Annotated in this window: 13 protein-coding genes; 4 read left to right on the top strand and 9 right to left on the bottom strand. The window is 63.9% G+C overall.

The features are described 5' to 3' along the window. The 7 genes from NOG11_RS15205 to NOG11_RS11810 all read right to left on the bottom strand — a co-directional run. A partial coding sequence (locus NOG11_RS15205) for a transposase (protein WP_370468278.1) occupies positions 1-171 on the bottom strand: 171 nt, incomplete at its 3' end. Between the two features lie 50 nt (positions 172-221). Then, positions 222-473 (bottom strand): hypothetical protein, encoded by a 252-nt coding sequence (locus NOG11_RS11835; protein ID WP_256619975.1) that lies wholly within the window; start codon positions 471-473, stop codon positions 222-224. Between the two features lie 39 nt (positions 474-512). Beyond that, the gene (locus NOG11_RS11830) at positions 513-695 is read right to left on the bottom strand and encodes a hypothetical protein (protein WP_256619974.1); all 183 of its coding nucleotides are present in this window, start codon (positions 693-695) and stop codon (positions 513-515) included. 269 nt (positions 696-964) lie between these two features. Further along, positions 965-2155 (bottom strand): hypothetical protein, encoded by a 1191-nt coding sequence (locus NOG11_RS11825; protein ID WP_256619973.1) that lies wholly within the window; start codon positions 2153-2155, stop codon positions 965-967. Positions 2156-2172: 17 nt separating this feature from the next. Continuing rightward, the gene (locus tag NOG11_RS11820; protein WP_256619972.1) at positions 2173-3954 is read right to left on the bottom strand and encodes a tetratricopeptide repeat protein; all 1782 of its coding nucleotides are present in this window, start codon (positions 3952-3954) and stop codon (positions 2173-2175) included. Then, complete coding sequence (locus NOG11_RS11815; protein ID WP_256619971.1) at positions 3951-4412, bottom strand: hypothetical protein; 462 nt, start codon at positions 4410-4412, stop codon at positions 3951-3953. Before NOG11_RS11815 ends, NOG11_RS11820 begins: the two co-directional genes overlap by 4 nt. Before the next feature lie 141 nt (positions 4413-4553). Next, entirely contained in the window at positions 4554-5639 is a 1086-nt protein-coding gene (locus NOG11_RS11810) for an alpha/beta hydrolase (protein WP_256619970.1), read from the bottom strand. A gap of 300 nt (positions 5640-5939) precedes the next feature. Here NOG11_RS11810 and NOG11_RS11805 point away from each other — a divergent pair, with 300 nt between their 5' ends. Beyond that, entirely contained in the window at positions 5940-7862 is a 1923-nt protein-coding gene (locus tag NOG11_RS11805) for a winged helix-turn-helix domain-containing protein (protein WP_256619969.1), read from the top strand. Positions 7863-7924: 62 nt separating this feature from the next. Here the strand turns inward: NOG11_RS11805 and NOG11_RS11800 are convergent, their stop codons facing one another. Both NOG11_RS11800 and NOG11_RS11795 read right to left on the bottom strand, forming a co-directional pair. After that, on the bottom strand, positions 7925-9103 hold the full coding sequence (locus NOG11_RS11800; RefSeq protein ID WP_256619968.1) for a ScyD/ScyE family protein: 1179 nt from the start codon (positions 9101-9103) through the stop codon (positions 7925-7927). Between the two features lie 96 nt (positions 9104-9199). Then, complete coding sequence (locus tag NOG11_RS11795) at positions 9200-9733, bottom strand: cupin domain-containing protein (protein WP_256619967.1); 534 nt, start codon at positions 9731-9733, stop codon at positions 9200-9202. A 252-nt stretch (positions 9734-9985) separates the two neighbouring features. On the opposite strand from NOG11_RS11795, the gene NOG11_RS11790 reads away from it, so the two are divergent. The 3 genes from NOG11_RS11790 to NOG11_RS11780 all read left to right on the top strand — a co-directional run bounded on the left by NOG11_RS11790 (position 9986) and on the right by NOG11_RS11780 (position 14372). Next, positions 9986-12007 carry a winged helix-turn-helix domain-containing tetratricopeptide repeat protein gene (locus NOG11_RS11790; RefSeq protein WP_370468277.1) on the top strand — a complete coding sequence of 674 codons (2022 nt, stop codon included), beginning with the start codon at positions 9986-9988 and terminating at the stop codon, positions 12005-12007. A 251-nt stretch (positions 12008-12258) separates the two neighbouring features. Beyond that, positions 12259-12594: a DUF4212 domain-containing protein gene (locus tag NOG11_RS11785; RefSeq protein ID WP_256619965.1), complete on the top strand. Its 336-nt coding sequence runs from the start codon at positions 12259-12261 to the stop codon at positions 12592-12594. Beyond that, complete coding sequence (locus tag NOG11_RS11780; protein WP_256619964.1) at positions 12591-14372, top strand: sodium:solute symporter family protein; 1782 nt, start codon at positions 12591-12593, stop codon at positions 14370-14372. Before NOG11_RS11785 ends, NOG11_RS11780 begins: the two co-directional genes overlap by 4 nt. The last annotated feature ends 10 nt before the right edge of the window (positions 14373-14382 follow it).

The following is a 14382-nucleotide window of genomic DNA, read 5'->3' as shown; positions in this document are numbered from 1 at the left end:
TCGAAGCAGGAGCGAGTTCGCCGCCGTGTAGGGCGTCGATCTCACATCTCGGTCTCCGGCCTTCGAGATCTTGCCGGGGTTGTCCGTCTCGCCCGACTGGAAGCACTGTGGCGTTAGCTCGAAGTGCGATCCGACGAGCCGTGAAGACCTGAAGCGAGCGGGATCGTCGATGGCCGCTTTGTACGAGAGAGCAGTCGCCGGACCGACGCCTGGCGGTGTGATCAGCAGAAGACAGGTCTCGTCGTTCCGAGCCGCCGCGGCGACGCACCGCTCCGCTCCATGAAGGTGCGATCGAGGACGCCTCGCGCCTCCAGCACCGAGAGAAGCGCGAAGCTCAAGGCTTCATCGCCCTCGATCGTCTCCCGGACGGCCTCATCGAAGTGCCTGCGCTTCAGCGGAGCAGGAAGCTTGATGCCGAAGGCCTTGAAGAGGCCGCGGATCTCGTTCTCGAGGTCGATGCACTTCGTCAGCAAGACCTTCCAGGCTGCAAACAGTGTGCGGATCTCATGGCTTCACCGGCTCTTCATATGGACCGGGTGAAACCATCCTGTACGGACGATTTGCGCGATCCCGTAGGCATCGTTCCGGTCGGTCTTGTTCCGTATCGCTGCTAACTGCGCTGCGACCTGCCGCGCCTCCATGCAGACAACGTCGAAGCCTTTCGCGGTGAGCCTATGGAACAGCGTCTGGCTCATCGCGTCCGCCTCGAAGCCGATCCGCTTTACCGAATAGCCCTTCAGCTTCAGATGCTCGGCGATGTCGGCTANNNACCTCGCACGGCAGGCTCAGCTCTTCGATACGGTCCCCGGCGGGGCTCAGAACGCACATCGCCATCGATCGCAGCGATACATCCAAACGGGCAAACACATACATGGTCATCTCCCCCTGGTTCGTTCCTCGAACCATATAGGGAACTCGACTGAGGCCAGTCCGCCCGATTACCCGCGCTTCTACGGCGACGTAGCTATGGTCGGTCCGTTTGTGCAACCTCTGCAGAATGCGGGACGAGCAGGGGTTCAACCTTGAGTGACCCCTCTCTTAAAAAACTCGCTGCCAGGCCCCACCCGTTCGCGCGCTCGGCAATACCGATAACGAGGTCGTTCCTGCCTGCTTGCAGCGGCAGAAGCAGCGTTTGCGCTTGGAGGTTGAAGTCCCCTCGGAACATCGGTCCTTTTGCGCGGAACGAGTTGTCGTACACGAGCAGGAGACGTCCGTTTAGGTAGACTGCTCCCTTATCGCTGAGGTCGAAAGAGAAGGGAATGGTCGTGTCGTTCACGCTATCTATTGAGAGGCCCGCATAGACCACATCCACCTCGTTCTCTTCGAACGCACCGCCAGCTTGTTTGCGCCGGTAGCGCGAGATGAAGAGCGTGCCGTCCGGATCGACTTCAGCTACCGTCCACGGATGGTTGCTGAGATTGTGCTTACTCAGCGTTGGGGGAAAGCCGGCGAAAGGCATTGTGGCCGACAGTCCCCAGCGTTGCACTGAGCCTTCCGAACGCAAGCGACTAGGGTTGGCCGCATCACCGATGTTCGCAGTACCTACGACCTGCAACCGGGAGAAGCAGGGGGAAAAGAGGCCCTTCAAGCCTACCTTGCTGCCCTTTCCATTCAGACGTAAATGATCGACCTTCAGTAGTCCCTGGTCACCCGCGCGAAGCGAAGCTCCGTGCGGAGTGAAATCCAAGCGAAGTGTCGTCCAGGTCTCCTTCCCGTATTCCCCTACCGCTTGTTCGTCCCTCAGGAGCTGCCAGTTGGACTCGCCGTTGAGAATGGGGGTGTACTGCAGGGCGTCCGGTTGCCCGGACTTATGCAGACGGGCGTAAGCCGTTTCGAAATTGTCCTCGTCGATACCGCCGAAGATAAGCTGGGCGAACGCTCTGGAACCGCTATTCAGAACATCGACCGTGATGCTGCCGCTTCGCAGGCTGTGGTCGGTGAGGAATGCATCGCCCTCCAAACAAAGGGCTTCGCGTCCTTCGATCTCCTTGAACTCCGCAACCGAACTATCACTGATGGAGAAGCTCTCGGGAGCCATAGGAACCTCGTCCGCATGCGCGAGAGCCGTCCAAGCGGCAACAGCACAGCCGAGCGCTACAGCTGCCTGCCGCATGCGTCGAGATGGGCCATCTTCGGGTGTTGTGATCATTTTCATACTCACTGTACTGCGCATCAGAGTGCCAGCACGGAGGGCCGTGCTTTCCCGCCCATCCATGTGTCCTTGAACAGTTTCTGGGCGAAGCGTCTGGCGGAGCGATCCTTCTCTGCTGCGTAGACCTCGCTGAGCCCGAACAGGACCCAGGCATTGTTTGGGGACTGAGCAAGGGTCTGGATGAAGAGCTGCTCCGCTCGCTCGGTCTGACCGTCGGCCAGGAGAAAACCCGCAAGGGTCTGGCGGGCGGGATAGTACCACCAGGGCGGCTCCATATAGGGCATGGCGTCCTGAAGGGTGACGGCTTCCTCCATCAACGTGATGGCCGCCGGTAGGTCTCCGCCGTAAGCGGCTGCCCTCGCTCTGACGGTCAGCTCGCTGACGCGCAGAACCTCTGCAGCTGGCACGCCGCCGCCAATGAGATCGGAGAAGTCCGCCGTGAGTTCGAGCTGCCGGATAGCGTCAGCCTCCGACGTCGCATCGTCGGCTCGACCCATCCGGGCGAACGCTTCGCCGCGTGCATAGTGCCAAGCTGCTTTGAGGAAGGGCAGCTCGTCGCCTGGGTTGGGAAGTGTGAGCGTCTCTCTTGGCTCCGCAAACTGAACATGGGCGTAGTAGGAGGCCGCCTTGATGGGCTGCACCCAAGGAGCCGCAGCAGCCATGGCCACAGGCAGCTTCGCATCGAGCTTCTGCGCCATAGCAAGGGCGGTCTTGCCGTCACCGCCCATCTGCGCAGAGGTCAACGCGAAATGAATATTGTGGGTGTAGTAGCCGTACTCGTAGAACTCTGACGCTGCGTCTTGTTTGATGAGCGCTTCGTCGGTCGCCACCGCCTCAATGTTGGAGGCTAAGCTGTTCTTGTACTGACCGACCCGAAAGTAGGTATGCGACGGCATGTGAACTAGGTGCCCGAGCCCTTCCGACAGACCGCCCAAGCTGTCCGCATAGGGAAGGGCTCGGTAAGGGTCTGTCGATGCCTCGGTCATGTGAATGAACAGATGGATCGCGGGAATGTAGTCCGGCGAGCGCTCGAGGACCGTTTCGAGGTAGCCAAGGCTCAAACCCGTCCGCCCCTTGGGCAGGCGCCCGCCTGCCAGCCAGTAGTCCCAGGGCTGAGTATCCATATTGGCTTCGGCGGCGATGGTCAGCGCGAAATCACTGCCCGGATAGGCTTCGGCCACGGCCTCCATGGCTTCAGCGAAGGCAAGGTCCAGCGGCGTGCGGTCGGCAGGTGCTTCGGGAGCGTATCTTGACAGCAGCGCGTCGGCGAGGGCGGCTTCCAGCCCCTCCGTTCCTACGGTGAGAGCTGCTGCTTTGCTGGCGGCTTCATGCGCAGCGGGAGCAGCGCTCGGGTCCATCGGCGCGTTGATGTTCGGGCCTAGGGCGAAGGCCTCCCCCCAGTAGCACATGGCGCAGGCGGGGTCCGCCTTCTGAGCCCTGCGGAACGCTTCGGCGGCCGCTTCGTGGTGGAAGTTGAAGAGATCGGCGAGCCCTCGGTCGAACCAGCTTTGCGCCAGGGGTTCCGACGTTTTGATCGGTAGGGTGATGTTCGGATGCGGCATCGGCTCTTCGAGCTTGCCGGACGCCGAGCTGATCGTGTCCCGATAGGCTGCGGCAGCGCTGACGAAGAGCGCGCGGCGCTTGGAGAGGCCGTCGCCATCTCTTCCGCACAAGGAGCGGGCGATCTCCACCGGGTGAAGAAACGGCCCCGAGCGGGGCGCTGGCGCGGTGAAGGCCGCCACTGCGGCTGCAGCGACAGCAGGTACTGCCGCGGTTGCAGTCAGGAGAGGTTTGCGGATCATGATGGAAGGTCCTTCGAAGAATGAGGTTGGTAGGCGGAGCGACCCTGCATGTTGGCTGCAGCGGTTAGGCAGAGGGCAATCATGACGGTGTTCCCGATCCCGTCGAGGAGCCCTCCGAGCGGGGTGAGAACCGGCTGAACGAGCACGAACCAGATATCGAACAGGAGGAATGGGCTGAAGAGGAGGGCGAGAACGAAGAAGCCGCGGCGGTCCAGCCTGGTCAGCAGCAACAAGGTTCCGAACATCACGGCCTGGAGACCGAAGCAGGCGAGGAGGAACGGCACGCCTGCCCCCTCGCGATAGACCGGCGTAAGGCACAGACCGGCCACCGCGTTCGGAAAGAGGATGCACCACCCGCCCAGAAGCAAGAACACGGCAGCGATGCCCCGCTGCAGAAGGCGGGCGTCCCGAAAGCTCCAAATGTTCATGCCGTCAGGCTCCAGTACCTCAGCAGCCACTCGATCAGGCAGATGAGTATCTCACTTCGGGTAGGAAGATCGAAGCAGATCGAGGCGAGGGTCTGATCCCTCAGACTGATGAGAAGGCAAAGCCCTTCCAACAAGGTCCCCTCCGCTCCGGTTACGAGGTAGAATCCGAACCTACTCAGCACTGGCGGCCTCCTGTATGGCGAGGCGCGTCATTGCGGCTTGGTGGTCGAGGCGCAGATGTTCCGTGAGGAAGGCGACGACGTCCCGCCTCATGGTCACCCCTTCCGGGACCGACCAGAAAGCATGCCACATGCCCTCGTAAACGATGAGGTCGGCGTCGATATCGGCATCGAGAAGCACACGATGCAGGCGGACGGTATCGCTGAGAAGAAGGTCTCGAGTTCCGCTCAGAAGGAGCGAGGGCGGAAAATCGGACGGATACGTTCCGTAGACAGGTGAGATCAGCGGATCGGACAGGTCGCGGCTGCCGCCGTAGAGCTGCGCCAACGCTTCCAGGACACCGTTCGAACCAGGAAGAAGGGGGTCGAGGCAGCTCAGAACCATGCCGCTATCGCCGCCCTCGCTGAGGTCACTCCAAGGAGAGTTCATCACCACTGCAGCCGGGAGCGGAAGGCCGCGCTCTTTCGCAAGCAGCAGGGTCGAGGCGGCCAGCCCTCCGCCTGCTGAGAGGCCGTAGACCGCCACCTCCTCCGGCGTGCGGGTCTCAAGGACGGCGGAAAGAACGCTCACCGAATCCTCGACGGCCGCCGGAAACGGGTGGTCCGGCGGCATGCGGTAGTCGGGGCTGATAACGGGGATGTTGAGAGCCGCCGCGAAGGGTATGGCCGAGTAGAGGCTGGCTGCGCCGCCGTTCAGCGCGTAGCCGCCGCCGTGCAGGTTGAGGAGTACCGGGCCTCGGGACAGGTCCTGGCCGTTCGGGACGACGGTCAGAACGGGCACGCCGCCTAGCTCGCCTCGGACGACCTCGACTTCGTACTTCTCCAAAGCCCAGGCGACGTAGGCCTCGCCAGCCTTCTCATAGTCTGCCTGGAGCGCTCGCCACCCCTCGTCGGTATCCGCAGGTTCTGCCAGGAAATAGTGCGGACCGCTGCGCAGATAGCCCTGCGCCTCGGCGGAGATCGTGGATGGTGGGGGGACGCGGCGGCAGTCCTCCTGCCCAGCCGCCGTGCTGGTCTGGGCAAGCAAGCCAGCGATGAGAAGGGCGGCCGTGACCGAACGGCGTTGGGTGATACGCATGATGAAGCTCCGGGTGATTTGCCGCGTGCTGCGGAATGATGATCGGTCCCGTCATCCTGGCCGTCGCGGTCTCCCGAAGCTTGAGGTTCGCCTGAGAAGAGCTGTTCCTGAAGAAGCGGCGGCCCAGCGCCGTTGCCTGCGCGGAAAGGACAGCGGGAACGGCCTTTCCGGCCGTACCCACCAGCCTGAAACGACCGGGCGGAGTTCTGAGGAAGTTCTGAAATCCTGTGAAAACGGCGTTGATAGGGTTAGGAAAGGCAGGGAGGCGGACCCGATGGTGGCGAGGAGATGAGCGCGGCGATGAAGAGGCTTCTCAGCGGAGACAGGCTCGAACTGGTCCCGGCGAACCGCGAGCTGCGGCTCGATGGCGAGCCCGTTCCGCTGCCAGCAAAACCCTTCGCGCTACTGGCGGCGCTAATGGAGGCGGCTCCGCGCGTCGTCACCAAAGACGAGCTTGTCGAAGCGGGCTGGCAGGGAAGGGCGGTCTCTGATGCTGTCCTCACCACGGCGATCAAGGAGATCCGTCAGGCACTCGGCGACAATGCGCGCAAGCCCGAATGGATCGAGACCAAACACGGTCTTGGCTACCGCTTCTGCAGGACGGTCGAGATGACCGAAGCAGTAGAAGGGCTATTGGAGGCAATTCCCGAAGAGGTTCTCGGTGGGGCAGGGCGAAGGGAGCGCCCGCAGGCGGGGTGGCGGCGTTTCTACCTACCGCTTCTGGCTGGAATAGCGGTATCGGTTGTTCTCGTGCTCTGGCTTGCAAACCAGCGGGCACCCGAACTCACCCCCCTTCTTCGCAAATCGGTCGTCGTCTTTCCCATGACCGCCCTGGATGAGGAGACGAGCCGTCTCGCCCCGGCGATCTCGGAGGAGGTGGTGACGACCCTCGGCCGGACGCCCGATCTGGTGGTCGCGGGGGACGGCGTGACCCAGCGCCTCCTCGCAGCCGGCGAGAATGCTGACCTCGCCGCTCGCCGCGAAGGTTTCGGTCATATCCTTCAGGGAACGGTTCGGCGCGAGGGTGACAGGCTGCGGATCAATGTCCGCCTCCGGCGCACGGCGACCGGCGCCGATATCTGGTCCAACCGTTTCGACCGGCCCCTCTCCGACTTGATCGAGGTGCAGGAGCAGATCGCCTACGAGATCGCCCTTGCGCTCAACACGGTGATGGAGCCGGAGAAGCTGCGCGAGATGGGCCGGATCGGTACGCGGTCCGTGCCTGCCTATCTGGCCTTCGCCAAGGGGCAGGACGCCATGGAGCGGGCGTTCCGCTCCGGCGACCCCTCGCCGATGGACGAGGCGCGGAACCTGCTGCAGCAGGCAAGACGGCTCGACCCCTCCTTTGCCCGCGCCCATTGGCTGGCGGGCTATATGGAGCTTCTCACCTTCAACACGATCTATGCGGACCGAAGCCCGAATGTTGAGGGCACTGACAGACGAGAGCGCTACATCGCCTACATGGATCAGGCCGTGGCTAGCGCGCCTTCTGCGACGGACCGCCTTCTCTACCAGGCAGCGAGGGAGGTGGCCGACCTGAACTACCGCCGCTCGACGGAGCTTCTGGTCCGGTATCTCGAAGAACGTCCGCAGGATACGGCTGTTTGGTTCAACCTCCTTGAGCATGCCCGCATTGCGGAGCGCTACGATCTGGTCGACGAGGCGATCGCAAGCATTACCGAGCTGCTCCAACGGCAAGGCGACTTCGCTGCGATCGGCACCAACTACATGGTCCACGACCCCGAAGCGGCGAAGTCCTTCTCCGAGCGAGCCATGGAGGCCAGGCCCGACAGCGCGGCGCTGCAGTTTCAGGCGCATCGCGGCCTCCTGATCGCAGGGGAGATCGAGGCAGCAGCCAAGCTTCAACAGCGCATCGAGGAGGGGAGGCTTCCTTCTTCCCTCCGGCGGGCGGCGGCAGTGAGGCAGGCCTGCGCCGAGGGCCGGACCGAAGACGCAAGAAAAGCCGCCAGCGCTGTCCTGGACGACCCGGACGCACCGCTTTCAGCCAAATGGTCGACGGCGATGACCGCGGGTCTCGTCGATCAAGCTTACGCCGTCCTCGAACCTTTGGCGAAAGATGGCGACACCATGACCCTGGCCCAGTACCTCATCTATAGGGAGTTCGAGGCTTCGCGTTTTCCCACCCTCACCAGTGCACTGACGAAGGCCGGCATCAGCCGCCCGCCTGCAGTACAGCCGCCTTACGCCTGCGCTGCAGGATGATCAGAAGGTAGGAGCTGATCTCTCTCAGCCCCATACTACAGGCGGAAGCTGTGAGACTATCCTCACCGGCGTCGCCTTCGGCCGAGTGCCATGACCGATGCGAGCCCGGCGGCCATCAGGGGGAGCGCCGCTGGTACGGGTACGGATGAGAGCTCCAGTATCCTGCCGTCTGCCGGTGATAGGCCGTTCTCCGCGATGAGGATCCTGCCGTCCGCTGTGACCGCGACGCTGGTCGGGTTGACGAGGCCGGACAGGATGAGGGTCTTCACCCCCAAATCGTCGATCGCGTAGAGGGAGCCGACGGCTTCGGGGCCGATCAGGCTGTCGCTATCCAGCTCCAACGCGAAGATGGTGCCGTCTTCCCCGAGGGCGAGGTCGATGATGTTGGTGAGCCCCGATACGACGACCGACAGACTTCCATCCGCTGCGGCAGCGTAGATGTTCGCCTCGCCCGGCGGGAAGGGGAAACCGGTCAGCTCGCCAACGATGACACTGCCCGATGGGCCTGCTGCGATGCCCGTCGGGACCGATTCGTAGGCAGGCGGACCAAAGGGAAGCGGATTAGCGCTGCTCGGTAGCACGGCCCGTACCGAAACCGACCCGTCCGAGGCGACGTCCAGGATGGTGTTGCCCCCCGCATCGGTCACGACAAAGCCGTCCCCTTGGGCGGCGATGCCGTAGGGGTTGGAGTTGACCCCGCCGCCGTCGGGGTTGGTCAGCTCGAATGCCGCCAGATCGACTTTCGCGGTGAGCCCGCCCCCTTCCAGCGCGACCAACTGGCCGAAGAGGTTGCCCTGGCTCTCGCCGGAGAAAACCGACCGAAGCGAGGGGTCAGCGCCGAAACCGAAGAGGACATAGGGCGTGCCGTCCGGTGCGAAGGCCAGGTCGTTCGCGCCGGTGGCTGCGAAGCCGCCCTCCTGCGCCAGGGAAGGCAGGTCGGAAGCGACGACCGCCGCCGTTCCGCCGAGGACCCTGGTGACCTGGCCGGTATTGCCGAACAGCACGGTCTCGCCCCCGTCATTGACGATGGACGGCCCCGTGCCGCCGCTGCCCGCCTCGACGACCCACAGCGCTCCGTCGGGGCCGACGGCGATGCTGCGCGGGTTGGCGAGGCCGTCGAGGACCACGCCGCTGACCTTGTAGGGGGCGCTATGCGCCGTGCCCGTACTGCCCAGCGCAGCAAGGAGTGCGGCGGCGAGCAGAGCTGCTCTACGGTTTTTCGTAGGGAGGAAATGAGGCATGGTTGTCTCCTTGTCGTGAGGGGTAGATCGGTAGGTTCCGCATCAGGCGGCGGATCGCGCGGGCGTTCGGTTGTCGTGCCGCGCGTCTGAAGGTCGTCAGTGCGCGTAGAACGGGGCAGCCTCCTCCGGCAGAAGGTCCATCCTGATGGCGATATCGCTCTCTGCTGCGAGCCTGCCGATCAGCTCGCCCATCTCCGCGCCCGTCGAGGGCTTCTTCGCCTTCGCTTCGGCTGCCAGGGCATCGAAGAAGGTCTCGAACTTCCCGTTGGAAACGCCGACCACCATGACGGCAGGCTCGTCGCCCGCGTTCCAGAAAGCGTGGGGGTGCCCCCTCGTCAGCGCCGCGAAAGTGCCCGGCGTGCCCTCAACCACCTGCTCGCCGTTCAAGAACTGGACGGTGCCGGAGACGACGTAGAAGAACTCGTCCTCATGGGTATGGGTGTGGGGCGGCGCGCCGGCCGAGCGGGGCAGCACCCGGAACTCGTAGAAGGTGAGGCCGTCTTCGTTCTCCGTCTGGGAGAGAAGCTTGTCCACGGGATGGATGGGGATGGCCACCGGTGTCCCCTCGCCGGGTCCGACAATCGTCGGCGGGTGGAGGAGGGCGGAGGCGGCAAGAAGAAGCTGAAGCATCACGGGTCGTCGTCCTTTCGGTCTTCAGAAGAGCGACTGCTCGAGGCGCGGGTCCAACCGGCGTTCGAGCGGCTCTTGTTGGGAGAAGAATGGTGGACGGCGTCCGCCATGTCCTGACGAGGAGCTTAGGAGAGGTGCTGACCGCGGCAGTCAGAACTAGTGCGTTGCTTCTGCTTGCGAAAAACTGGCTGCAGGACCCGGTCTTTTGCCCGCCCTAAGCTTCCCCTAAGACGATCGGGCAGCGCGTGAGGGGTGGCCGTGCAACATGCCGAACGAACATCGCGACCTTTCCGGATCGGGAATGTCCTCGTTTCGCCCGGCCTCAACCGCCTGACGTACGGCGAGCATATCCGGCAGCTCGAACCACGGGTGATGGACGTCCTTCTGGTCCTGTCCGATGCCGGGGGCGAGGTGGTCGGCAGGCAGGACCTCTTGGAAGAGGTCTGGGGTGAGGATGGCGGCTCCGATGAGGGGCTGAGCCGTGCCGTCTCTCTCTTGAGAAGCGCGCTGAACGAGGTCGGCGGTGAGGGGCGCTACATCGAGACGATCCCCCGGCGCGGCTACCGGTTGAGTGTGCCCATCGAGGAAAGCGCCGAGATCGACAATGAAGCTGCCGCGTCGGGAGACAATCCTTCGCCTAGGCCGCGCGTCCCGATGGACCAGCCTCGATGGCTGGCGCTGACAGCGTTCGGGATGGCCGTCATCGCCTTGGTCGGCGCACTTCTGTGGCTGCAGCGACCAGGGCCGAGCGGGAGCGCCGAACCCGCCGCCTACACAGCCTCCGTCGCCGTTCTGCCCTTCGAGCCCTTCTCGAACGAGGAGAGCGACCGGTTCTTCAGCTACGGGCTGACCGAGGAACTCATCCACGCCCTGTCGGCCGTGCCCAAACTCGGCGTGGCGGCAAGGACATCGACCTTCAGCTTCATGGACGAAGGCACCCCGCGCGGTGACGTTAGGACGATTGGCCAGGCGCTGGGCGTGAGCCATGTGGTCGAGGGCTCGGTCCGGCGCGAGGGGGAGACGGTGCGCGTGACCGCCCAGCTCATCCGCGTGTCCGACGGCCTTCATGTCTGGTCGGGTGTCGAGGAGCATCCGGGCGGCGGCATCTTCGAGCTGCAGGACCGCATCGTCGAGGAGGTGAGCCGGGCGCTGCAGCTTCACCTCGAAGTGGGCTACGGCGAAGGCACCCGGCCCGCTCGCGAGATCGACCCTAGGGCGCTGGCCTTCTACTACGAAGGGCTCCACCGGCTCGGCAGTGCCATGCGCCGCGACGGCGCCGCGGAGGATGGGTACGGCGCGCTCAGAAGCGCGGTCGGGATCGAGCCGGACTTCGCCGAGGCGTGGATCGCGCTGGTGAGCTTCGGCGTTCGGTGGGCTAGCGGCCCTTTGGCGAAGGACAAGGACGCTTTCATCGGTCAGCTCCGCGAGGACCTGGCGCAAGCCCTTCGTCTGGCCCCCAATGATCATCGCATCCACGTAGCCCATGCGCAGTTTCATGCGGCGGTGGATCTCGACCTCGATAGGGTGAAGCAGCACCTCGACCGGGCGGAGGAGCTGGCGCCGCTAGCCAGCGACACGCTCTATGCCCAGGGCTACTATGCATGGCTCGTAGGCGAGCCGGAGAGGGCGCTGGGTTTCTATGAGAAAGCGCTTCGGCTCGACCCCCTGAACCTGTCGGCGCAGATGTCAGTGGCCCTCAAGCTAGCCGTCCTCGGGCGGGGCGAGGAGGCGTTCGAGTTTCTCGATGAGTGTCTCGAAACGGCTTGCCTGGAGGAGGGGTTCGTGGCCTACGGAGCAAGCGCAGCGGTGCTTTCCGGCGACCGGCGCACGAAAGCACGCTGGGCGGCGGCCTATGCCGCGTTCGAGGAGAAGCTGGCTTCCATCCCGGCCTCCGCCAAGCCGCACTCGGTAAGACTGCTGCCTGCGCATTTTGCGATCGGGTTTGAGGGCGAGGGCGAGACCGCCCGAAGACTTCTGGCCGAGATGGACTTCGAGAACCATCCTATTACCGATCATATCGGGATGTGGGGGATGACCCTGGCGCAGGAGATGCCCACCGAGACATTTGTCGCCACGCTGACGAAAGCCTATGAGCGGGGTGACCTCTTCTCGACCCAGCTTTCCCTTTCTCCCTTCTACGGGGCGGCCAGCTATCCCGAGCCCGTGCTGAAACACCCCGCCTACCATCAGCTCTGGGCCAGACCCGAGCTGGCGAAGCTCGCCGAACTGCGCCGCCAAAACGGCTGGCCCGACGGGTTGCCTGTCAGCGAGTAGGGTAGGGGTGCTAACTTCATCACCTCTCCCTCGGGAGAGATCGACATCTTCGATGTCGAGTGAGGGCGGGCGGTGTGTTTGCCTAACATGCCCTCACCTGAAGCCTGCTGGCGCAGCCTTCGACCTCTCCCGAAGGGAGAGGGGTTCTCAACGGGGGCGCTCAATCTGACCTACGACTGACCAGCTTGGGGGATGGCGGCCAGCTATAGGCTTCGACTAAGGTCGGCGAAAGAGGCAGGGGAGGACAGAGAATGAGCAGCGCAGAGAGCGGTTCCGACCGCGAGGCCAACGTCAAGATCGCGCCAGCCCGCGAACACGAAGCCGGAACCCCGCGGGCGCTGTCCTACTGGGAAGAGAACCTGCGGCTTCTCGCGATCCTCCTCGCCATCTGGTTCACGGTGAGCTTCGGCATCCTGCTCCGCGACGCGCTGGACAGCTTCTCCATCCTCGGCGTACCGGCGGGCTTCTGGTTCGCCCAGCAGGGTTCGATCTATGTCTTCATTGCGCTGATCTTCGCCTACTCCCACTTCATCCAGAAGATCGAACGCCGCCACGGGGTCGATGACGAGGGGGAAGGCGGACAATGAGCGCCCAGCTCCTCACCTATCTCTTCGTAGGCCTGAGCTTCGCGCTCTATATCGGCATCGCGATCTGGAGCCGGGCGGGTTCCACCAAGGAGTTCTACGTCGCGGGCGGCGGCGTTCATCCGGTGGCGAACGGTATGGCGACGGCGGCGGACTGGATGTCCGCGGCCTCGTTCATCTCCATGGCGGGCATCATTGCCTTTGCGGGCTATGATGGATCCGTGTACCTCATGGGCTGGACCGGCGGCTATGTGCTGCTGGCGCTCTTGCTCGCGCCCTACCTCAGGAAGTTCGGCAAGTTCACCGTGCCCGACTTCATCGGTGACCGCTACTACTCCAAGGCCGCAAGGCTGGTGGCGGTGGTGTGCCTGATCGTCATCAGCTTCACCTATGTGGCAGGGCAGATGCGCGGCGTCGGCGTGGTCTTCTCGCGCTTCTTAGGCGTCGAGATCGAGATGGGCGTCCTGATCGGCATGGGCGTCGTCTTCTTCTACGCTGTCCTAGGCGGCATGAAGGGGATCACCTACACCCAGGTCGCTCAGTACTGTGTGCTGATCTTCGCCTTCATGGTTCCGGCTATCTTCCTCTCGGTCATGGTCACCGGCAACCCGATCCCGATGCTGGCCATTGGCTCGGAGGTTACGGGTACCGGCATGACCGTCTTGCAGCGGCTCGATGCGTCGCTGGTGGAGCTCGGCTTCGGTAAGTACACCGAAGGCACCAAATCGATGGTCGACGTCTTCGCCATCACCATGGCGCTGATGGTCGGCACCGCCGGTCTGCCCCATGTCATCGTGCGCTTCTTCACGGTGCCGAAAGTGTCGGACGCAAGGAAGTCGGCAGGCTACGCCCTGGTCTTCATCGCGCTCCTCTACGTGACGGTTCCGGCTGTCGCGTCGATCGGTAGGCTGAACTTCATCAACACGGTGAACGAGACCTCCTACCGGGCCGAGACGCCTGAGTTCTTCAAAAGCTACGAGGACATCGGCCTCTACGCTTACGCCGACAAGAACGGCGACGGCGTCATCCAGTACGGTCCAGACAACGCCTTCACCGGCGGTAAGCCCGAGTTCACCGGCGAGCGCGGTGAGCTTGGCAACCGCCTGACCTCCAACGCCGACCCGGCGGTCGCCAACGAGGTCTATGCGGACCGTGACACGCTGGTGCTGGTGAACCCGGAGATGGCGAACCTTCCGGCATGGGTGATCGCGCTCATGGCGGCAGGCGGCATCGCCGCGGCCCTGTCCACGGCGGCGGGTCTCCTCCTGGTCATCTCTTCGGCCGTGTCCCATGACCTCCTGAAGAAGACCATCAAGCCGGACATCACCGACGCCCAGGAGCTCTGGGCCGCGCGCGGCGCTGCGGTGGTGGCGATCGGCATCGCAGGCTGGTTCGGCATCAACCCGCCAGGCTTCGTCGCCCAGGTCGTGGCTCTCGCCTTCGGTCTCGCTGCATGCTCGCTCTTCCCGGCGATCATGATGGGGATCTTCACCAGACGGATGAACAAGGAGGGCGCCATCGCCGGTATGGCCGCGGGCCTCCTCTTCACCATCGGCTATATCGGTGTCTTCAGGTTCGGCTGGTTCGGCAGCATTCCGAACACGTCCGACAACTGGCTCTTCGGTATCTCGCCCGAGGGCATCGGTGCGGTGGGCATGGTGATCAATTTCGTGATCGCCTTCGCCGTGGCCTCGTTCACAGCCAGGACCCCTGATGAGGTTCGCGAGATGGTCGAGGGGATCAGGGTTCCCTCCGGCGCCGGTACGGCGCACCGCCACTGAAGTTCGCTGC

The organism is Parvularcula maris, assembly GCF_024505085.1.
GTDB classification, from domain to species: domain Bacteria; phylum Pseudomonadota; class Alphaproteobacteria; order Caulobacterales; family Parvularculaceae; genus Parvularcula; species Parvularcula maris.
The sequence above is the reverse complement of the archived record's forward strand: the minus strand, read 5'-3'. Positions and strand labels throughout refer to the sequence as shown.